Origin of the sequence: Microcoleus sp. FACHB-68 (genome assembly GCF_014695715.1) — a bacterium.
Lineage (GTDB): Bacteria > Cyanobacteriota > Cyanobacteriia > Cyanobacteriales > Oscillatoriaceae > FACHB-68.
Genome location: NZ_JACJOT010000013.1, coordinates 648,763 through 669,411 on the forward strand (window position 1 = coordinate 648,763; position 20,649 = coordinate 669,411).

The 20,649-nt window shown below is 46.6% G+C and carries 23 protein-coding genes; 16 read left to right on the forward strand and 7 right to left on the reverse strand.

The window, feature by feature from the left end:
- Nucleotides 1-19 precede the first annotated feature (19 nt).
- The 5 genes from csaB (at nt 20) to H6F73_RS20400 (ending at nt 2,753) form a co-directional block, all read left to right on the forward strand.
- Entirely contained in the window at nt 20-1,072 is a 1,053-nt protein-coding gene (gene csaB / locus H6F73_RS20380) for a polysaccharide pyruvyl transferase CsaB (RefSeq protein WP_190760578.1), read from the forward strand.
- Between the two features lie 168 nt (nt 1,073-1,240).
- The gene (gene grxC / locus H6F73_RS20385) at nt 1,241-1,558 is read left to right on the forward strand and encodes a glutaredoxin 3 (RefSeq protein WP_190760579.1); all 318 of its coding nucleotides are present in this window, start codon (nt 1,241-1,243) and stop codon (nt 1,556-1,558) included.
- Between the two features lie 45 nt (nt 1,559-1,603).
- The gene (gene tadA / locus H6F73_RS20390) at nt 1,604-2,092 is read left to right on the forward strand and encodes a tRNA adenosine(34) deaminase TadA (protein ID WP_190760580.1); all 489 of its coding nucleotides are present in this window, start codon (nt 1,604-1,606) and stop codon (nt 2,090-2,092) included.
- 227 nt (nt 2,093-2,319) lie between these two features.
- Nucleotides 2,320-2,463 carry an NAD-binding protein gene (locus tag H6F73_RS20395; protein WP_242072553.1) on the forward strand — a complete coding sequence of 48 codons (144 nt, stop codon included), beginning with the start codon at nt 2,320-2,322 and terminating at the stop codon, nt 2,461-2,463.
- Nucleotides 2,457-2,753, forward strand: a complete 297-nt coding sequence (locus tag H6F73_RS20400) for a potassium transporter TrkG (RefSeq protein ID WP_190760581.1) — start codon at nt 2,457-2,459, stop codon at nt 2,751-2,753. The genes H6F73_RS20395 and H6F73_RS20400 overlap by 7 nt, the downstream gene beginning before the upstream one ends.
- Before the next feature lie 70 nt (nt 2,754-2,823).
- Here the strand turns inward: H6F73_RS20400 and H6F73_RS20405 are convergent, their stop codons facing one another.
- The 5 genes from H6F73_RS20405 to H6F73_RS20425 form a co-directional block, all read right to left on the reverse strand.
- Nucleotides 2,824-3,780 carry a protein-glutamate O-methyltransferase CheR gene (locus tag H6F73_RS20405; RefSeq protein ID WP_190760582.1) on the reverse strand — a complete coding sequence of 319 codons (957 nt, stop codon included), beginning with the start codon at nt 3,778-3,780 and terminating at the stop codon, nt 2,824-2,826.
- Between the two features lie 433 nt (nt 3,781-4,213).
- Nucleotides 4,214-4,627: a hypothetical protein gene (locus tag H6F73_RS20410; protein WP_190760583.1), complete on the reverse strand. Its 414-nt coding sequence runs from the start codon at nt 4,625-4,627 to the stop codon at nt 4,214-4,216.
- Between the two features lie 2 nt (nt 4,628-4,629).
- Entirely contained in the window at nt 4,630-5,328 is a 699-nt protein-coding gene (locus tag H6F73_RS20415) for a Crp/Fnr family transcriptional regulator (RefSeq protein ID WP_190760584.1), read from the reverse strand.
- 301 nt (nt 5,329-5,629) lie between these two features.
- The gene (locus H6F73_RS20420; RefSeq protein WP_190760585.1) at nt 5,630-6,790 is read right to left on the reverse strand and encodes a PAS domain-containing protein; all 1,161 of its coding nucleotides are present in this window, start codon (nt 6,788-6,790) and stop codon (nt 5,630-5,632) included.
- Nucleotides 6,787-6,990: a hypothetical protein gene (locus tag H6F73_RS20425; RefSeq protein ID WP_190760586.1), complete on the reverse strand. Its 204-nt coding sequence runs from the start codon at nt 6,988-6,990 to the stop codon at nt 6,787-6,789. Before H6F73_RS20425 ends, H6F73_RS20420 begins: the two co-directional genes overlap by 4 nt.
- 453 nt (nt 6,991-7,443) lie before the next feature.
- Here H6F73_RS20425 and H6F73_RS20430 point away from each other — a divergent pair, with 453 nt between their 5' ends.
- The 9 genes from H6F73_RS20430 to H6F73_RS20470 all read left to right on the forward strand — a co-directional run bounded on the left by H6F73_RS20430 (nt 7,444) and on the right by H6F73_RS20470 (nt 17,520).
- Complete coding sequence (locus H6F73_RS20430; RefSeq protein WP_190760643.1) at nt 7,444-8,721, forward strand: DUF389 domain-containing protein; 1,278 nt, start codon at nt 7,444-7,446, stop codon at nt 8,719-8,721.
- A 336-nt stretch (nt 8,722-9,057) separates the two neighbouring features.
- Nucleotides 9,058-10,347 carry an ABC transporter substrate-binding protein gene (locus H6F73_RS20435; protein ID WP_190760587.1) on the forward strand — a complete coding sequence of 430 codons (1,290 nt, stop codon included), beginning with the start codon at nt 9,058-9,060 and terminating at the stop codon, nt 10,345-10,347.
- Between the two features lie 209 nt (nt 10,348-10,556).
- Nucleotides 10,557-11,177, forward strand: coding sequence for an alpha/beta hydrolase (locus H6F73_RS20440; protein ID WP_190760644.1), 621 nt, complete (start codon nt 10,557-10,559; stop codon nt 11,175-11,177).
- 84 nt (nt 11,178-11,261) lie between these two features.
- On the forward strand, nt 11,262-11,474 hold the full coding sequence (locus H6F73_RS20445) for a DUF2555 domain-containing protein (RefSeq protein ID WP_190670073.1): 213 nt from the start codon (nt 11,262-11,264) through the stop codon (nt 11,472-11,474).
- Nucleotides 11,475-11,548: 74 nt separating this feature from the next.
- A complete protein-coding gene (gene coaBC / locus H6F73_RS20450; RefSeq protein WP_190760588.1) occupies nt 11,549-12,769 on the forward strand; it encodes a bifunctional phosphopantothenoylcysteine decarboxylase/phosphopantothenate--cysteine ligase CoaBC in 1,221 nt (406 codons plus the stop codon).
- 664 nt (nt 12,770-13,433) lie between these two features.
- Entirely contained in the window at nt 13,434-13,697 is a 264-nt protein-coding gene (locus tag H6F73_RS20455; RefSeq protein WP_190670077.1) for a hypothetical protein, read from the forward strand.
- Nucleotides 13,698-13,792: 95 nt separating this feature from the next.
- The gene (locus tag H6F73_RS20460; RefSeq protein ID WP_190760589.1) at nt 13,793-14,020 is read left to right on the forward strand and encodes a hypothetical protein; all 228 of its coding nucleotides are present in this window, start codon (nt 13,793-13,795) and stop codon (nt 14,018-14,020) included.
- An 81-nt stretch (nt 14,021-14,101) separates the two neighbouring features.
- Complete coding sequence (locus H6F73_RS20465; RefSeq protein ID WP_190760590.1) at nt 14,102-15,268, forward strand: MltA domain-containing protein; 1,167 nt, start codon at nt 14,102-14,104, stop codon at nt 15,266-15,268.
- Between the two features lie 326 nt (nt 15,269-15,594).
- Entirely contained in the window at nt 15,595-17,520 is a 1,926-nt protein-coding gene (locus tag H6F73_RS20470) for a cation:proton antiporter (protein ID WP_190760591.1), read from the forward strand.
- 3 nt (nt 17,521-17,523) lie between these two features.
- On the opposite strand, the gene H6F73_RS20475 is transcribed toward H6F73_RS20470, so the two are convergent.
- Nucleotides 17,524-18,393: a DUF4351 domain-containing protein gene (locus H6F73_RS20475; protein ID WP_190760592.1), complete on the reverse strand. Its 870-nt coding sequence runs from the start codon at nt 18,391-18,393 to the stop codon at nt 17,524-17,526.
- 292 nt (nt 18,394-18,685) lie between these two features.
- Between H6F73_RS20475 and H6F73_RS20480 the strand changes: the two genes are divergently transcribed.
- Nucleotides 18,686-19,084, forward strand: a complete 399-nt coding sequence (locus tag H6F73_RS20480) for a hypothetical protein (RefSeq protein WP_190760593.1) — start codon at nt 18,686-18,688, stop codon at nt 19,082-19,084.
- 166 nt (nt 19,085-19,250) lie between these two features.
- On the forward strand, nt 19,251-19,859 hold the full coding sequence (locus H6F73_RS20485; protein ID WP_190760594.1) for a glutathione S-transferase family protein: 609 nt from the start codon (nt 19,251-19,253) through the stop codon (nt 19,857-19,859).
- An 85-nt stretch (nt 19,860-19,944) separates the two neighbouring features.
- Here H6F73_RS20485 and H6F73_RS20490 read toward each other — a convergent pair whose 3' ends face one another.
- Nucleotides 19,945-20,649: a lipase gene (locus H6F73_RS20490; RefSeq protein WP_190760595.1), complete on the reverse strand. Its 705-nt coding sequence runs from the start codon at nt 20,647-20,649 to the stop codon at nt 19,945-19,947.

Below are 20,649 nucleotides of genomic sequence, written 5' to 3' on the forward strand. Positions count from 1 at the left end.
AACACAGCTAGGAAGTGAAATGGGGCAGATTCGAGCAGTATGTAGCGGATATTATGGCAAAGGCAACGGCGGTGACGAAGCGCTGTTGGCGTCGCTGTTGCAAATGTTACCGGCTGATGTGACGCCGGTTGTTCTTTCTGGCAACCCGGCGCAAACCCGTGAACGCTATGGGGTGGCAGCCGTGGATCGGATGAACGCCCGGTTGGTATTTGCCGCCTTGCGCCAGTCTGATGTATTTATTTGGGGCGGCGGCAGTTTAATTCAAGATGTGACTAGCGCCCTCAGCCCGGTTTATTATGCCGGCTTGATGGGATTAGCGCAGCGCTTGGGTTTGAAAACGATTGCTTGGGCGCAAGGCGTTGGCCCCTTGAAGCGCCCCTTAACTCGCCAAATGGCAAAACGAGCCTTCGCCGGCTGCAACGTCGTCAGCGTCCGAGATCGCGCCTCTGCCGGCCTGCTGTTAGACTGGGATATTCCTTGCTGTATGGCACCCGATCCCGTCTGGGCGCTAGATTCATCGCCTGTGCCTGGTTTATGGGATTTGCCGGCCCCTAGAGTGGCTGTAACACTGCGATCGCATCCTCAACTCACCCCCGCACGATTGCAAATTCTCACTCGCGCCCTGATTGACTTCCAGAAAGCCACCCAAACTTGTATTCTCCTAATCCCATTTCAGGCTTCTCAAGATTTGGCAATCGCTGAATTCATTCAGCCGCAATTAGCCGGTTCTTCTCATATTCTCAGGCTGGAAGACCCCAAACAATTAAAAGGCGTGTTTCGGGGAGTAGAAATGGCAATCGGAATGCGCCTTCACAGCTTAATTATGGCGGCGGCGGAAGAGTGCCGGTGTTTTGCCCTTAGTTATGATCCCAAAGTGACTCAACTCATGGCAGAACTCGAAATGCCGGGATGGGAATTATCCCAAATCCCTGAAGACGCCACACTCATTAGCAAGCGTTGGATAGAAGAATATGCCAATGGCGATCCCCTTTCCCAAGGGCAGATTCAATCTTTGGTTGATCGGGCATTGATTCATCAAGAGGTTTTAAGAGATGCGTTTCAGCATTTCTAGACAACTGATAGGGGAAGTTAATCAATTTTTTAGAATATTGCCGGCATTTAAAGTTTTCCTGCGTTCTTCTATCAATAGAAGGATATTTATTTTTACAGGAAATTAGATTTCCTGACGAGGAATGATCTAGGCTATAGACAGTTCACTTACAATTTACCCGGTTTAAAAATGCTAGATTTTCTTAACCCTGTTCTTGGCCGGCATCCAGAACGCATCAAAGCCAATGTGGAAATCTACACTTGGCAAACTTGCCCCTATTGCATCCGCGCAAAACTATTACTTTGGTGGAAAGGTGTTAATTACACTGAATACAAAATTGATGGCGATGGCGCAGCCAGAGTTAAAATGGCTGAACGGGCGGATGGACGCCGCAGTGTGCCGCAGATTTTCATCAACAACCAACACATTGGTGGGTGTGATGATCTTTATCAGTTAGATAGTCAGGGACAGTTAGAACCCCTGCTAACTCAGCAACCGGCTGTTTAGATAATCACCGGCATTGTTTGTGCAGCCCCAGAATTCAAATCTGAGATGCTAATTGATGATCCAACCTATCAGATTCACCGGCACTGGATGAGTCGCGCCTTAGAACTTGCACAAGCTGCCGGAGATGCCGGCGAGGTGCCGGTGGGGGCGTTAATTGTGGACAATGCCGGCACATTAATTGCAGAAGCGCAGAACCGTAAAGAGCGAGATAAAGATCCCACTGCTCATGCTGAAATTCTTGCCTTACGGGCTGCCGGCCAATTTTTGCAAACTTGGCATCTTAATGATTGCACGCTTTATGTCACCCTAGAACCGTGCCCCATGTGTGCCGGCGCGATTGTTCATGCAAGGTTAAATCTGCTCGTTTATGGGGCAGATGATGCCAAAACCGGCGCGATTCGCACAGTGGCAAATATACCAGACAGTGCGAGTTCTAATCATCGCTTGCCGGTGCTTGCCGGCATTTTAGAATCTGCTTGCCGGCAGCAATTGCAATCTTGGTTTGCCCAGCGCCGGCAACAAGCAAAAGGGTAAAGGGAAACCAAAGAGGGAGAGAGCAACTCTCAGATCAATTCTGCTCATCAATCTGTTGAACCGATTAAGGCAAAATTCGTAAAAAAGTATCAAACTTTAGATTTGCAAAAATCAATATAAAAGCATCATTCTAAAGAGAGAGGGCTAGATTCAGAATCGAGTTAGATATGATCAAGATTGGCGTTCACCGGCACACTTAAAAGCACTTTATTTTTTAGCGGCCTGCGATGTACTTAATTATCGTAGGAGCCGGCCCGGAAGGCTCTCGCTTAGTCGAATTAGCGCTTAAAGATGGTCATCGGGTATCAATCATTGAGAAAGATGAGAAACGCGCTCAAGCAGTACCGAACCTGAAGCCAACCGTTTGGTAGAAGGGGCGGCTATTTTGGCAGTGCTTTGGGTGGGGCTTTTGGCTGCCGGTGTTCTGATTTTGCTGCATATCGTACAGCCTCAGTACGCATTAAGCGATGTCATTTTTGAAGCGGCTTCTGCGTTGGGAAGTGTGGGTTTATCCACAGGAATTTCCCATCCCGATTTGCATTGGCTAGGCAAGCTTATCTTAATTTTATTTATGTGGATGGGCCGGCTGGAAATTATTCCTGTTCTGATTTTGTTTTCCTGTTTGCTGGGTTCGTTTAATAAATTGATGGGCCGGTTGTGAGGGAGAGAGGTTAAAAGTGTGGTTTTTTTTAACGTTTTTCAACGTCTCCCCGTTCGCGGCATCAATAATTTTACAACTCTCTAGGTTTCCTCTGTTGAAATGCTTCAATTAATTGGTGAGCTGAATAAGATATTGAAAGCTTATTATAAAGCCGATGTTTCTGGCTGAATGTAGAAAAGAAAATATTGTCAATTCCAGAATTTGGTTTTTCTTGATTGCCTAAAACTAAAAATCCAGTATCCTTTAACCCAAAATGAAGGCGATATAAAACTCGATTTTGTCCCCTGATGTTAAAATATATCAACGTATTGCGACACACCAATAAGTCCACTTTAGAAATAGGAGCATCGTCAAGCAGGCTCCTCTGGGCGAAGATGATTGGCTGCCGTAATTCCTTGCGAAAGATATAGTTTTGATCGATTTTTTCAAAGTATCGTTCTCGGAAAGCCGGGGGAACTCCCATAATTTTATTTTTACAGTATCTGCCCTGACGAGCAAGCTCGATCGCTTCTGGATCGATATCCGTTCCATAAATCCGAACTTGCTGGTTAAATTGTTCGACTCCCAAGGCTTCAATTAGTAAAATTGCTAGGGTATAAACTTCTTCTCCAGATGCACACCCAGCACTCCAAACCTTAATTAAATCATCAGATTTTTTATTATCAAGAATCTGCGGAATAACTTGGGTAGCAATATAATCCCAAGTCTCTGCATCTCTGAAAAAATGCGTGTAATTAACGGGTAAGAACTCAAACAGAGCTTTTGGCTCTTCTGGATACGCTTTTATGTATTCGATATAATCCTTATAGCTTGATATCCCAACAAATTTCATTCGCTGCCCGACTCGTCGCATCAAGCTATGGCGTTTGTAATCCGTGAAGTTAACCCCGTAGTTTTTCCAAAGGTAGCTCAGAAAAGCTTCAAAAGACTCTCTTTCTTCAACAGATATAAAATCGTGATTTTTTGTTGAATTTTCAACAGCATTATTTGAAAGCATGGTGATGAATTGCAACCAATGAATGTTCAAAAAATAAATTTTATGTAGCCAAACTAATCATTCAATCAACTAGACAAGATGTGCTGGCAAAATACTCTAATAAATATTTTTTTATTCTCTAGATGAGGTTTATTAAAATTAAAAAAAAGTTTCGGATTTTTTAGAAAAAATCCGAAACTAAAAATAATTATTTAACATTTGACCACAAATGTATGAAAAGTTGAAACTTATGCTTTTATAAACGGGTAAGATCTCCTTGATATCGTGCAGCAAACTAAATATTGAAAAATTGTAGGGTTGAGTAATTGTACCGACCGCGAACAATAGCTCTAAAACCTGATTGTTAATCTTCCTTAAGAATAATTTTAACCGGCCTCAAGTTTCTGTACGGTTCCGTACTTAAAATGTATTGATTTCTCAGCACCGGCAGCTCGCTGAAAGCAGGACATTAAATCGTGAAAAGTTAGCGAGCGCAACAGAGCCGGCACAGAAGATTCATTAACTGCTGCCCATCTTCCAGGTAAGTCACATACTCACGTTCGCCAATCTGAATATCTTGGCCTTCCAGATCCGTCCCGTAGTGCTCAGCGATAATCACAATCGGCGTATCTTTAGGAATATCCGTGCTTTGACAGATATACAGACCTAAATTTACGCACTCCTCAATCGACAGATCCATCTGATTGATCAAAAGTAGGTCAGGAGGTTCGCTTCTGCCACGAATACGGTCGATCGCGTCTTGTGCATCTAGCACCACAATCGTACGGTAGCCTTTGCTGATGAGATTATGCTTTAGCAGTGGGCGTGTCTCGTCATCCGGCTCAAGCACCAGAATGGTTGGCGGTGCACTTCGTTCCTCTTTCATGAGGTTAGACATTTTTATTTTAGTCCTAGCAAGCGATCATATTCGTCCTTGACTGTCTCGAAACACTCACAGCAGGCTGCTTCTAGTCCCTGTTGGTCGATAATCTGGACGCGCCCCCGGCTGTAGTCGATCAGACGCTTTTCTTGGAACTTTTGGGCGGCTTGGGTGACACCGGCACGGCGCACGCCCAGCATATGCCCAAGGAACTCCTGCGTCAGCAACAGCTTGTCCGATTCCATTCGGGTTTGGGATTCTAGCAGCCAACGTCCAAAGCGTTGTTCCAAAAGGTGAAGTCGGTTGCAGGCGGTTGTTTGCGATATCTGCGCGATTAGCGCTTGGGTATAACGCAGCATTAAATCCCGCACTTCCTTATTGTGATCAAACTCATCCAGCAGCACTGCCGCATCCATCTTCATCGCGCTGCCAGCAATCTGTACGATATATTCCGTCTGCGTGGTTTCCCTGCCCCCCATAAAGGCGTTGACACCCAGCATTTCTCGATTGCCAATTACACCCGTCTCAGCGGTAGAACCGTCTTTCATGGTGATGGTGATGGAAATCAGGCAATCAAGGGGAAAATAGACATCGCGGATAATCTCGCCTGGAAGGTGGAGAATTTTGCCTCGCTCTAGGGAGACTAGCTTTAAATGGGGAGCGAATTTCTCGGATACTTCACGAGGCAAGGCAGTAAGCAGCCGGTTGTGATGACTCATAAGGATATTTTTAAACGGCTAGATGAAAACATCCTTTTAGAGCCTTTCTAAAAAAGAAGCAACATCTCGCAGACAAATACAGCGTTTTTCCTGCCGGTGGAATCCCGGCATTGTTGTAGGGGCGGATTGAGTAATTATCTCAGCTTCCCAAGGAATAAACTATCTATCAAAGGGTGCCTCTACAAATGCTGTGCGGCAGTTTGCAAACCAATATGGGAGATTGATTCGCCCGCCTTTCACGATTGCAAAAAGGGCGAATAGAAGATTTGCAAAAATTAGAGGCTCCCATTTCTTCGCGGTTTTATCGTTTCAAAATTAAGTGATGCTGGGAGTCTAGGCTCAGTTTCTTTTGCTGCTGAAGTTTGCTCAGTAACCGGGTGACGGTGACTCTAGTTGTGCAGCAGGCAGTGGCTAACTCTTCATGGGTGAGACGAACGCTTAGCCGAGTGCCATTTGCTACAGGTTCCCCAACTTCTTGTTTTAACAGCTGTAATAAGCTGTACAGGCGATCTGCAACTCGTGTTTGTCCGTAAACCGTTAGCAGCAATTCAGTTTGTTTGAGCCGGCTGCTAATTTGTGGCAAAAGGCGCTGTCTGAGTGTAGGAGAAGACTCAAAGTCAGCCAAGGGAATGCTGCACAGCTCAGTATCGCTGAGGGCAGTTGCTTCATAAAGTGGCAAGGCAGTCAAGCTAGGGCCAAAAGGAGCCTCAGCACCCGCTAAGCCAACCAAAACTTCTTGACCGTTATCTGAAAATGTGGTTAATTTCACCAATCCTGAACGCACCTGCCAAATGATCTGAGGGTTGAGGGGAATGGCTTCTCCTTTGTAATAAACCTGCACAGAATAGTTCAGCTCGGCATTACTGTTAGATGCTTCCAAGGTTTCCCCTCGGCTGTCATCTTTGTGCCGGCACAGCAACCAGCGCAGAGTCAGGGGTTCGTCAATTGCGGGCCGGCTGCTCTCAACGACAGCGTTGACTTTAAAAGCAATATCGTGACGTGGCTGCAAATTTAGCTGGCACTGCTGTTTCCAGGGACTTTGCTGAAACTGCTGCAACTGAGTTTGAAATTGTTTGCGCGTTTCGGGCGCGATAAAAGCGGTGAGAGACTGACCGATCACTAGGGTTTGAGGAAGGTTGAGCAATTCCGCAGCCGCCCGATTAGTTTCCTGAATGATTCCCGTTGCATCGGTTAGCAGGCAAGGATCGGGGATAAACTCTAACAATTCTTGATATCGCTGGCGTTCGGTTTTTACCGTCTGGTCAGCTAATAATAACTGTTCATTCTGTTGGTACAGCATTTTGGCTGCCAGCTGAAGCCGTTCAGAGACAATGCCAAGTTCTTTTAGGGCAGAAGGCAGGAGTGCCGGCGGTAGTGCAGCAGAGGTATTAAGTCCTTGATACAGGTGTGCTAAGCGATCAGAGATCACTTTAACCTGTTGTGTAAAGACCGTTGTGTTCATGTTGTAAGCACCCCTTGAAGGTATGGACTTTGCTGAGCGACGGTTGCGATTAACATATCCATGTCGGAGAATTTTGCTCGATGCCGGCAAACGTCAGCAGACAGAACGATGCGCTTGTCGTCGTCAGTCTGTGCCGGTAAAGTAATGGCTGGGATTATGAGTAGTTGTTGCGCGTTCTCAAAAGTTTTCACCCGACTCATCAGTGAGTAGTTATCTTGATCAGGAATATCTTTTAATGCAAAAGCATTGCTAAATTAAGCTAGACTGCTCAGCTAAAATTTAGTATAATGTTTGCCGGCATTCGTAGTCAGTACGAAACCGTACTTACCTGCGATGAATTCAGGCAAATCTAATTCAGCCAAGGATTAACCCGTCAAGTTGAGCTGAATGTTGACTGTGGCGTAAAATTTTTCAGCCCTATTTAATTAATAGTACGTCCAAAGTATTGCAGTGTGTCGCCCTGCACAATTAGGACTTTTAATAAATTATTAATCAAATTACTCTATCAAACAATCCTACCTTTGTTAAAAACTGAATCTATCTACAGATATATGGATCAGACGAGCTGTTGTGCAAAGCTGGCAGACAAGCGCTGAATGATTGCTACAGACAGTAGCGCTTGGCTCGAATCGCACATTACGAAGGCAAGTAAAATGCGTCAACTACTAATCCAGGTTCCCCGTGGGTGCGGGAATGATGTTCTGGATATTGCCAAAGCTTGTAACGGAGCGAATCTTGCCCAAATTGAAGCAACCGGAATCGATGAACCACTGGACTTGGTGATCGTTCACGTCTCCAACGGAAAAGTTGAGGAACTGCTCGAAAAGTTAGAATCCATTCCAAAATTGCACATCACGTTGCAGCCGCAAGGGGTGATCGCCCTCAAGCCACCGGCTTCGGAAGCCGCGCAGCAAGTCACGAATGTGGAAGCACGCAGTCCCGTCGAAGTGTTTCTCTCCGGTTTGCAAAGTGTAGGTTCATGGAAAGGCTTTTTGGCCTATGCAGCTTGTGGCGGGGTTATTGTTTGGATCGGCTTATTTACGAGTACAAGCTACCTTTTGGTGGCTGCGATGCTGATTGCGCCATTTGCAGGGCCGGCGATGAATGTAGCGCTCGCTACAGCACGGGGCGATGGAACGTTGCTCAAACGAGGTTTGATGCGATATTTTGCAGCCTTGGCAGTGACGATCGCCGTGACGTGGGCGCTGAGTCTGATTCTGCGGCAAGAAACAGTAACCGCCCAAATGTCTGCCACCAGTACAGTTTCGTCTGTGGCGCTGCTGCTGCCACTGATTGCCGGTGGGGCTGGGGCGCTCAATTTAGTGCAATCGGAACGAAGCAGCCTTGTCTCAGGTGCGGCAACTGGAATGCTGGTTGCGGCTTCCCTAGCACCTCCTGCCGGCCTGGTTGGGATGGCAAGCGCAATGGGCCAGTGGGATCTGGCAATTAATGGGGTGTTTGTACTGTTGCTGCAACTGGTGGGGATTAATATTTCAGGTGCCTTAGTGTTCCGCCTTTTCGGGCTGTCTGCAAAAGGTGCGCGTTATGATCGCGGGAAAAAATGGGCATTTCCAGCCATTCTAGCCGCTACAGTGGCAGGACTGGCCGGCTTGCTAACGTGGCAGTTTTCCACTTCACCTCAGTTACAGCGTTCTAGTATTGCTCAACGAGCGAATAGTGAGATTCAACAAATCGTTAACAACAGCGGTTTGGCAGACTTGGTGGAGGCAGATGTTCGTTTTACCCGCCCACACATTAAAGGTCAAAACACGGTTCTCGGCACCGTCTACGTTCAGCGCCGGCAAGGAATCACCCAGTCATCTGTGGAAATAAAATCTCGTCTCACCAGCCAGATTCAAAAGCAATTACAGAATCAAGACTTCAATATCACACCTTTGATAGATGTCAGTGTTCTTGACTCTCCAAATTAAACTTACGTTTTTGGAATAATTTTGCTCTCAAAAGGCAGCCGGTGATTTATTTAAATACGCCTTGAGAGCAGATTTCTGTTTCGGTAAAGACAGCAGCTTTAAGCGTTAATTTGGAACAAAAAGATTATCCTTTTTTTGAGCCGGTTTAACAAATTTACAATTGATTAAAAACTAACTATTTGCAATTGCTGCTTTTATCTTCAATGTTGGGAAGAAATTAAAAACCGAAACCGAGTGAAAGCTAAAACCAAATTGAGAGGCTTCCCACTAAATTCGGCATAACCGGCATCTTTCTGGCACAATAAGCTTGAAAGTAAAATTTTATCTAGCTTAGCGATGATTGCTCAGTGGTGGCGTTGGTTGTGTGTAATTTTCCTCAGTCTCAATTTGCTGATTATCAGTGGCTGTCAAACCTTCCCAAATGCGTCTGTCAGCGGGGAGGCAAAGCAAGTCATTCATCTGACGCTATGGCATGGCATCAACCCGCCACCCAACCGGGATGTGTTTCAAAAGTTGGTCGATAAGTTTAATAAAACGCATCCCAACATTCAAGTTGAATCACTTTATGTGGGGCAAGCCGATCAACAATTAGCGAAAATTCTCACGGCTGTGGTTGGCAATGCGCCGCCGGATATTCTGTGGTTTTCACCCATGCTCACCGGCCAGTTGTTAGAATTGGGAGCAATTCGACCTGTGGAAGATTGGTTGAATCAATCGCCCCTACAGTCTGACATTGATCCGGTCATGTTTGAAAGCATGAACTTGGACAGTCATACTTGGTCTATCCCAATGGGGACGAATAATCTTGGAGTGTTTTACCGGCCTAGTTTATTTAAAGCAGCCGGCATTACTCAATTACCCCGAACTTGGGAAGAATTTCGGCAAGTCGCCCGCAAATTGACGCAAGATAAAAATGGAGATGGCCGGCCTGACCAGCATGGGATAATTTTATCTCTAGGCAAAGGTGAATGGACAGTTTTCACCTGGTTGCCTTTTATGTATAGTGCCGGTGGAGAATTGTTGCAAGGCGACCAACCTAATTTAGTTAATAAGGGGGCGATCTCCGCCTTGCAATTGTGGTCAGATATGGTAAAAGAAGGATCGGCTATACTTTCCGCGCCAGAACGAGGTTATGAACAAGATGATTTTATTGCCGGCAGGGTGGCAATGCAATTAACCGGCCCTTGGACATTAGGTTATTTGCCCCAGGCAGGGATTGATTTTGATGTGATGCCGGTGCCGGTGTTAGAGAAACCGGCTGCCGTCATGGGTGGGGAAAATTTATTTGTCATGAAAACACTGCCGGCACGAGAACAAGCGGCTTGGGAATTTTTACAGTATGTTTTAACTGAAGAATTTCAAACGCAATGGGCTTTGGGCACTGGCTATTTACCGATTAACTTAAAAGCGAGAAAAAGCAAAGCTTATCAAGCTTTTATCACCCAACAACCGACGCTCAAAGTATTTCTAGAGCAAATGAAATGGACACGTTCGCGGCCTATCATTCCCGGCTACTCTCGCTTATCTGACAGCTTGGGAAGGGCAATTGAAGCAACGTTATTAGGGGGCGCACCTAAAGAAGCTTTAGAAAATTCTCAAAAGCGCTTAAATTTGATTTTAAATTGAGGGGTTTGGCAATTCGTATCAAATCTTGGTATTAACTGAAATATTGCACCCGTCTCCCCAGCCGGCAGGAATTTAAATCCCCCGTAAATAGCTGAATTCCTCGCAAAAGGGTGCAATATTTCTGTCTTAACCCTCTCCTTAAGACGCAAGTCGGCAGTGGGTGCAAAGTCTAAGATTGATCTAGTCAGTCATATTTAAGGAGCAACCCTCTGTCACTAGACGTTATCACCATCCCACCGGCAAGCGGTCAACCCCCTGTTGGCTTAATCATTGTGTTGCATGGCTGGGGTGCCAATGCTCAAGATTTGGCATCTGTGGTGCCGGTGTTGAATTTACCGGATTACCAGTTTCTGTGCCCAAATGCCCCCTTTACTCACCCCCGGATGCCTAGGGGCAAAGCCTGGTACAACTTGGAACGAGAAGATTACAAGGGACTTGCAGAAAGCCGGCAAATATTAACAGATTGGTTAAAATCCCTCGAAAGCACGACCGGCGTTCCCCTTTCGCGCACAATTTTATGCGGATTTTCTCAGGGTGCGGCAATGACGATGGATGTGGGATTAACCTTACCCCTTGCCGGTTTAATCTGTCTCAGTGGCTATTTGCATCCAAACCCTCAGCCGGCTAAGACTTCCACGCCGGTTTTGATCATACATGGCCGGCAAGACTATATGGTGCCACTGCGGGCTGCCCAGCAAACACGAGACACTTTAACGGCTTTAGGATTGCCGGTGCAGTATCAAGAATACGACATGGGGCATGAAATTGTGCCGGCTGCCATTGTTCTGATGCGAAGTTTTATTGTGGAAACGGTGTCGAATACCCGCTAAAAAGCGTAGGATAGATGTCGGAGTCGCATCTGTACTCCTTGAGTCAAAAGTTAATGCAGATGCTAACCAAAGGAGGGCGGATCAATGGTAACTTCGAGCATTTTCAAGCAAGAAATCGCTACTCTGACATCAGATGATGTAGCGAAACTGGCTGTACGCCTAGAGAAAGATGAGTATACGGATGCCTTTGAGGGGCTAAATGATTGGCATCTTTTGCGTGCCATCGCATTTCAACGTCCAGAACTCGTTGAACCTTACATCTACCTCCTGGATATGGAAGCTTATGACGAAGCTTGACGGGAAGTAACAGAGGAACTCCAGCAGTGAGGGAGAATTAAACTTAAAAGTTCTCCCTTGCTTTTTTCTAAATTATGTTGAGTGGCAGACGAGTTTTAATTGGCATCACCGGCGGCATTGCAGCTTATAAAGTCTGTGATGTGATTTCAACCTTGGCAAAAGCTGGGGCGGAAGTTCGGGTAATTATGACGGATAGTGCCCAAGAATTTATCACACCTCTAGCGGTGGCAACCCTATGCCGGCATCCCGCCTATACCGATGCAAATTTCTGGCAACCCACCCACAAACGCCCGCTACATATTGAGTTGGGAGAATGGGCAGAAATTTTTGCAATTGCGCCGCTAACCGCGAATACGTTGGCAAAATTAACTTACGGCATGGCAGACAACCTGCTGACAAATACGGTACTCGCTTCTACCTGTCCAATTTTGTTAGCACCGGCAATGAATACAGATATGTGGGAACAGATGCCGGTGCGGCGAAACTGGCAACTGATTCAAACCGATTCCCGCTATCATAGTGTCGGCCCTGATGCCGGTATTTTAGCCTGTGATCGCGTAGGTTCCGGTCGGATGGCAGAACCTGACCAAATTTTGACCCAAATTGAATCGCTGCTACATACCGCCGGCAAACGAGATTTAGCCGGCAAGCAGATTTTAATTAGTGCCGGTGGCACACGAGAATACTTAGATCCGGTGCGCTTCATCGGCAACCCTTCGACGGGTAAAATGGGCATAGCCTTAGTCCAGGCAGCCGTCCACCGGGGTGCGAAGGTGACACTGGTTCACGCACCAATGGAGACAAAAATGCTCGCCTCTCTCCAACAAGTGCGAACGATTGCTGCCGGCAGCGCAGCGCAGATGCAGCAGGCAATGCTTGAATGTTTTCCCGATGCTGATTTAATTATCATGGCGGCAGCAGTCGCCGATGTTAAGCCGGCGCATTACACCGCCCAAAAGTTACCAAAACGAGCACTGCCGGCATCTTTACCCTTAGAGCCGGTGCCTGATATTGTCGCGCAGTTAAGCACACTCAAACAACCTCATCAGCGTTTGATCGGATTTGCTGCCCAAACCGGCGATATTTTGACGCCGGCGCGGCAGAAATTACAGACTAAAAAATTAGATGCGATTGTTGCTAACCCGATTGATATCCCGGATGCCGGTTTTGGCAGTAACACCAATCAAGCCATCTTTCTAAATACTGAAGGCCGGCAAGTTGAAATTCCCCCCTGTAGCAAGCTGCAACTGGCTCATCATCTTTTTGATTTTCTTCAAGAAGAAGCCGGTAATTAATCCCAAGCACAATTACTCAACTGGCTTTTACTTAACATTTAAGCAAGCCGAGCTTTTAATAAGTTTACATTTATTAAAACTTATCAAAGCTCATAGGATAAAGACTTACAGGCTTTTTCCACTGTTAGAAAATAACTATATCTTGCTAAAAGTAAAGTTTTTTATCACAATCAGTTGCTTTCAAAATGCAGTGCTATATTAATAAGTGAAGCAACAAAGCTTCCCTGGCAGAGACAACAGCCAAGTCCCATTAAATTGAGAGGTAAAAAGAGCTGTTTCACTTAAATCTGTCTCGTCTAAATACAGTAACACCCAAGCAGAACGCTGATACTTCCTCATTTAGTTGATAGAGAGCAATGTCACTGATATTCCTAAGAGAATTAGGAAAAATATAAATCAGTACACCTCTAAAAAAGATCACCAAACAAGAGGAAATCACTCAGTTAGTAAAGCCTTGGGTGTTGCTGTTTAAAATATTAATAACAACTAAATATTTTCCGAATCCCCTCATCCCCTAATCTCAGCCTTCTTTCTCTAAAACCTAAAATTTTGTGAGTCTGCTATCCTAGGTAAAGTTTTTGGTGCAGTTTTCTGAGAAAATTGCGTTGTTTTCTATATAACCCTGCTCATAATGAGAGGGATGCGTTTAGGATAGCCATTCTGTATGCCCAGAACCCCTAATGAATATGCCGTCCACATCTTGATGGAGGGTGGACACCGGGAAGAAGTTCGTTTCCCGACCATTCAAGAATTTCAGAAGTGGTACAGCGGCGAATTAGTGCCCAAATCCAATTCCAACGACTTCATCAGCGTACCGATCAAAAATATTCAAGGCGAGTATATGGTCGCACGCCCATCCCGAATTTTGGCGCTTCGGGTAGAACCGATTTACACATCGAGTGTAGAAAGATATACCGAAGAAGATTGACACACCTCGCTCTCATCGCGCTAGCCATATAGACGAGGATTCTGACTTCTTTTAGGCTGTTTAACACAGCCTCTACCCACTCCGGTAAAACCCTTGTGGCTACATTTATCTGCAATATTGGCGGCACCATTACATTCAGCATTCATCCTCTGGTTGCTCAAGCCGTATCGTTCACATCACGCGCTGAGCTTGCTTCTCAGACTCCCATGCGGAATTTAGACACAGTTCTGATTGTTTTTGCCTCCAATATTGATTTATTGCTTCATCGAGTTTTCGGGTTATTGAGACTAGATAGCGAAGTGATCAGGATGGCATTGGCGTGAGAACGGTTACAACCGGCAGCCAGTGTTTTTGTCTCAGCGCAGCCTAGCGACTGAGTTTCCTACTCTATCGGATTTTTCTTTATGATTAAAAAACTGGCTTTGGTACTCAGTTTGGGAGTCGCCTTATCAACGCTACCATTGAGCGTGCTATCGAGTGTCCCATTGCAGCCCATCATTCCAGATCGCCAGAATACGAGCAACGTCTTGGGTTTAGATGATCAATTGTGGGACAAAGCCGGCCAACCTGGAGATCGGCAAGCACTCTTGACGGCAATTGACAACAGCCTGCGATATTTAGAAACACCGGCAGCCGCCAAAGCCTATCAGCAGTATCCGGCGGAGGACATTACTCTTGATCGGGTTCGTCGCAGTCTCCAACGGTTCCGGCAACTGGTGATCAAATCAAACTCGCCGGCAGAACTGCAAGCGGCTGTGCGCCGTGAATTTGTGTATTACCAATCCACCGGCAGCGATGATCGGGGAACCGTGTTTTTCACCGGCTATTACACACCGCAATTTGCCGCCAGCCGCGTCCCCAATTCAGTTTATCGTTACCCCCTCTACCGCCGGCCCCCCAACTTCGCCAACTGGTCTCAACCCCATCCCACTCGCGCCCAACTTGAAGGTTACGATGGATTGCAAGCGGCGAATGGCCCGCTACGGGGGATGGAACTGGTGTGGCTCAGTGATCGCTTAGAAGCCTTCTGGGTTCATATCCAAGGATCGGCGCAATTGCAGTTAACTGACGGCAGCGTGATGAGCGTTGGCTATGGCGGCGCAACCAACTATCCCTATACCAGCATTGGCCGGCTACTGGCAAACGATGGTAAATTAAAGCTCGATGGCCAGACAATCCCGGTTCTCACCGACTTTTTCCGCAGAAATCCGGCTGAAATGAATAACTATCTGCCGCGAAATAATCGCTTTATCTTCTTTGCGGAAACGAAGGCTGGGGGACCGACGGGAAGCTTGCAAGTGCCGGTGACTGCGGAACGCTCGATCGCCACCGATAAATCTGTTATGCCTCCTGGTGCCTTAGCCTTGGTTCACACCAAACTGCCTTACCACAATGCTGCCGGTCAGATAGAGCAACGTTTGGTTAGCCGCTACGTGCTTGACCAAGATGCCGGTAGCGCCATAAAAGGGCCGGGTCGCGCCGATTATTTTGTGGGAGCCGGTAAGATGGCTGGAGAACGTGCCGGTGTCACCGGCACCAGAGGAAATCTATACTATCTGCTCCTTAAATAAGGAGATATCCACAATCTTTAGATTTTGCCGGACAGAGCAGGGTGATTAGCCTTCAGTCTCTGGCCGGCACCCTTGAGCTTAGCAGTCTAACTAAAGCATTCAATCGGCTATGCTATTCTGGGTTGACTTGGGTCTGAGGCTCCAAGGAAATCAAAAACAATTTTTAGATTATCATTTTTCCTGGGTTAACCCCTGACTTTGGACGAACTTCTGGGGAAACTTTTTACTCCCCCGCTTCAGTGTTTATGCCAACTCCATTCAGTCGCGCTCAACCCGAAAAATGAGGCATTTAACCCCAAGCGGATAGTCTGCACTGAATCACGCCTATGGACTCACCTTTTGATATTACCCTGCTGATAGTTTTAACTGTCGTCAGCGGAATAGCGGCTCAAGTTCTGGGCGACTATTTAAAAGTCCCCAGTATCGTCTTCTTGCTGCTGTTCGGCATTCTTTTAGGCGCGGATGGCTTTGGAGTGCTGCATCCCAACCTGCTGGGCGATGGCTTAGAGGTGATCGTCTCTCTCTCAGTGGCATTAATTTTATTTGAGGGAGGGCTGAATCTAGAACTGCGAGAACTCGGAAGAGTTTCAACGAGTTTGCGGAACTTAGTTACCATCGGCACGCTAATCACGCTAATTGGCGGGGGCATGGCGGCGCACTGGCTGGGTGAATTTCCTTGGCCCATTGCCTTTCTCTACGCTGCGCTTGTCGTTGTCACCGGCCCGACAGTTATTGGCCCATTGCTGAAACAGGTACAGGTTGATCGTCAGGTTGCCGCCTTGCTGGAGGGCGAAGGAGTCTTAATCGATCCGGTGGGGGCGATTTTATCGGTTTTAGTGCTCGACATCATTTTAAATGGCGATGCTGACCCTGTAAGGCTGATTTCAGGTTTGGTTCTTCGCTTAGGAATTGGCGGTGCAATCGGTGCTGCCGGTGGTTGGGTTATGGGCTTTTTCCTGAAAAAAGCTGAGTTCCTCTCTGAGGAATTGAAGAATTTAGTCGTTTTAGCCGGCTTGTGGGGTATATTTTGTCTGGCGCAAAGCGTGCGGGATGAGTCGGGACTGATGGCAACGGTGGTTGCCGGTATTGTCTTGCGTTCGGCGTCTTTGCCAGAAGAGCGTTTGTTGCGCCGGTTTAAAGGCCAGCTCACGATTTTAGCCGTTTCAGTGCTGTTTATTTTGCTGGCGGCAGATTTATCCATCGCCAGTATTATCGCTTTAGGATGGGGCAGCCTTTTCACAGTCTTAGCGCTAATGTTTATAGTGCGCCCGATTAATGTCTGGCTTTGCACTTGGAACAGTGGGCTAAACTGGCGTCAAAAGCTATTTGTCTGTTGGATAGCCCCCAGAGGAATTGTTTCCGCCTCAGTGTCTTCTCTATTCGCAATTTTGCTAACCCAGCGCGGAATTAACGGGGGAGATTCAATTAAAGCCCTGGTTTTTCTCACAATTATTTTGACGGTTTTTGTGCAAGGATTAACCGCTCGTTGGGTGGCTCAGTTGCTGCGCGTTACCTCCACAAAGGCAACCGGCGCGGTGATTGTAGGTTCAAACCCGCTATCGCGGCTGATTGCACGTCTGTTCCAAGAACGGGGTGAATCAATCGTTTTAATTGATACGAACCCGGAAGCTTGTAAGCTGGCTGAGCAAGAAAATATCCCGGTGTTTTTGAGCAGCGCTCTCGATACCAATGTATTGGAAGAGGCGGGACTGGCATCAATGGGAACATTTGTAGCAATGACGAGCAATGGTGAGGTAAATTTAGTCTTAGCTCAGCGTGCTGTGGAAGAATTTCAACCTCCCAGAGTTTTGGCAATATTTCCTCGCGATCCGCAAGCGAATCCTCCCGCGAATAAAGGAAAAATCAATCAGCCGTTTATGCCAGATGTGCCAAGTAAAACTTGGAATGAATACATCAGCGATGGGGAAGTAAAGTTAGGAGAAACGCTTCTTAAAGAACCTGGCTTTGCCTTTCAAGAAGCTCATCTCCAAGCGCTAATTCGTTCTGGAGAATTGGTGCCCTTATTAATAGAACGGGAAGCGCATTTGCAGGTCGTGCCGGCCTCTGAAGCTTGGCAACCTGGAGATCGAATTATTTATCTGCTGCACGACCCCAAACCCAAACTTTTGAGGCGACTATCGGGTGCAAATAATTCTCGTCTAACTCTGGAAAAACTGCCGGCGGTGGAAGAAATTCCGATCCCGGCTGCTGTGTTAGAAACTGCTTTAGAAGAAGTTAAAGCCGAGTCGTAAAAGTTATGACTGATGGGCTTCTAACCAAGCAACTAAATCAGTAGCTTCGGAGAAATCCAACAGCGCTTCACCTAATTCCTCTAGCTGAGGGATTGATAGGCGTTGAATGCGTTCTTGCATCTGTGTATCAACCCTACCCAGCCGGCGGGCAATCAGGCGCAGAATTAGCAGCACCTCGCCTTCTTTACGCCCTTCTTGCCGGCCTTCTTGGCGACCTTCTTGGCGACCTTCTTGCCGGCCTTCTTCAAGAATAGCTTGATAGGTAACAGATTCCTTCATAATGTCCTCTCTAAATAGTTGACGAATCAAATCTTTTTCAAATCGTAAGCCGGCGAGAATATCCGCACAACTTAAAATATTTCGTCGCTCATCAATGTCTTCAATTTTAGCGATTTGTTGGGCGACTTGCTCTAGCAAGGTTGCAGGAGAGGCGGTGCGAGTTAGGGTGGCTAGGGGCAGCAGTGCAGGGTTGGCTAGAAATGGCGCGGGATCTTGTTCCCACAGACGGATGACTTGATAGCGATGTCGCGTGTTTGTGTCTTGATACTCGTCGGTAAAGACAATTTCTGAGCCGGTTTGTTTTAAAAAGAGCGCCACCTGCTCAACTTCACACCAATACTGTCGCTTTAATCTCGTATAGTAATCAAGCATCCGGAATGGAATAGGTGGATCAGAAGTCGGTATCGTTTGAAATTCAATGTGCAAGATTTGGTTAGGCGTTTGTAGAAAAGTAACAGAATCGGCGCGAATGGGTTCTAGGGTGAGTTCCGTTTTAAGAACTTGAACGGAAGTCGTGTTAACTGATAGCAGCCAGCGAGCAAATTCTGCTGGGTACTTTTCAGCGAGATATTTACAGGCGTTGTCGTAAGTCAAAAGGATGTGTTAAGTAAAGGACTACGCATTGATATTACCGGCAGCCGGTAAAGTTGGGGATGCCGGTGATACCCCTCACCGCACTAAGTAGCTCTTTGTAAATCGGAAGCTGCGGTTTATACTGAGCGATGCGCTGCCGGTAGATCAATTTAAACTATTGCCTTAGTAACTATACGGATTCTAAGGGATTATAAAACTGATAACGTCTGGTTTAACTGTTGAATCCTCCTCACCGGCACTATCACTAATAATGACACATTCAAATCTTCATATCTTCCTAAAAAGAATACTTTTGCTAAGCTTTCTCTTGGTTTGTTTTCTATTTAGCTTTCCGAATCTAGCCCAGGCTGAGCTGACTACCATTAATGTAGAAATTGATCGAGCAAAAGCCAATAGTGAAAAGTGGGATATTCTGAATGGTGCACCAGATATCGCTATCTGTGTGACAAATCAAATGGTTGGCATGGAGTGCTTCCCTGATGGCGACAAAATTGAGTCTATCACTAGCTCCCAGTGTCCAGATTCTTTTAAATGCAAGTTTAATGCTGATCTTCCAGAGGGGAACTTTAAAATAGCTGTCGTAGATGTTGATGTAAAATTTAATGATCCCATAGGCACCGGCTTGTGCCATACAGGTACGACTTGTGAAATTGGACAAGCTAAGGTGACAATTGGAGATCCGCAGCAGTGAAGGTAATAGGATGACCTATTATTAGGACAACAACCCAATTAAATGCGGTGTGCAGTTTATCTGCAGTTTTCTGGAAATATCATCCATAACTCTATCCCTACAGAGACTAGGTATCCATACATAGAGTAAACTTTAAAACAGTAACTTTGGATACCAAATCAATCTGATGGCTAGAACCCTATACTACGCTCAGAGATCGCCTTACGCTCGGAAGGTGCGGATCTTGCTGGCAGAGAAAAATTTGCCTTGTGAACTCAAGGAAACGGATATTGCCAATAAATCACCGGAATTCCTGAAAATTTCTCCCATTGGCAAAGTCCCAGTCTTCGTAGATGAAGATGGCACCACCCTTTGGGACTCTACATTGATTGTGGAGTATCTTGACGAAACTTATCCAGAACCGAGTTTTTACCCCAGTGATCGCGCCCAACGCCTCCAGTGCCGGCAGTGGGAAGAACTAGCGGATACTCTGGGGGATAATATTGTTGGCCTCTGGTATCAGAAGCGTAAAGGCGACAAGGCAGACGCCGGCGATCAGGCGAAGTATCAAGCGGCAATTGACCGGCTCTTACCTATCCTAGAACAGCAACTCAGCACCTCTCCCTACCTCCTCGGTGCAAATTGGACGGCTGCAGATATTGCTGCACTGTCTGCCCTTGGCTACTATACTCTGCGATTTGGGGAAGAGTGGCAGCAGCAACACCCACACCTTGAACAATGGTTTAAAACGCTTCACCAACGCGCATCGGTAAACTCAACCATTCCGCAAGGATAACCGGCAGCTAAAACTTTTGCCTCTAATTTGCATAGCATTGTAGTAGTTGAAACAAAGGTAAAAGGACAAAGTTTTCTTTTACCTTTTACTTTAAATAGGGCACCCAAGCCGGCAAAACCTCTGGGGAACCATACCACAACCCAACACGCCTCGGAGAATGCATGACTCCTTCTATCACTAGGTTCTCCGCACCTTCCAGATGTGCTGCCTCAACCGGCGTTATTCCATCTCCCCAAGTATTGCCGGTGCCACAAGTCAATTTATAACTGTTGTAAGCCAACAATTGCCCCGGACGCCGCGCCCCAAAAATCGCCTTACCGGCAACACAGACATAGTGCACATTTGGATGAAACGCACCTGGATAGTTATTATTGACAAAATCTAGATTCTTGCGAGTCCAACGTTCATATAAGCTGTATTGAGGGGTTCCCAGCGTCACCAACGTCGTCACCGATGGATGGGCGAACCACAAACCGGCATCTTCCATCACATCTCCATGAATGATGTAAGGTTTTTCTCCTAAATAAATGCGCGAGATCCAACCGGCAGCAGAGTGACCGATTAAGTTAACTTGAGAAGCATTGTATTGTTGTAAAACTTGTTTGACTGTGCGATCTAGTAGCCGCAAAATAGGAACAATTGAGCGTCCCCCCACCGTGGGCAACCAATCCCGCCGGCGCACCGGCACTGTCACAGCAGGGAAACCCAACCCCACCAAAGATTGTTGCAATTCGAGGTATTCAGCAGCGCCAGCGAAATAACCCGGTAAAATAACAGTTGGTAATGGCAT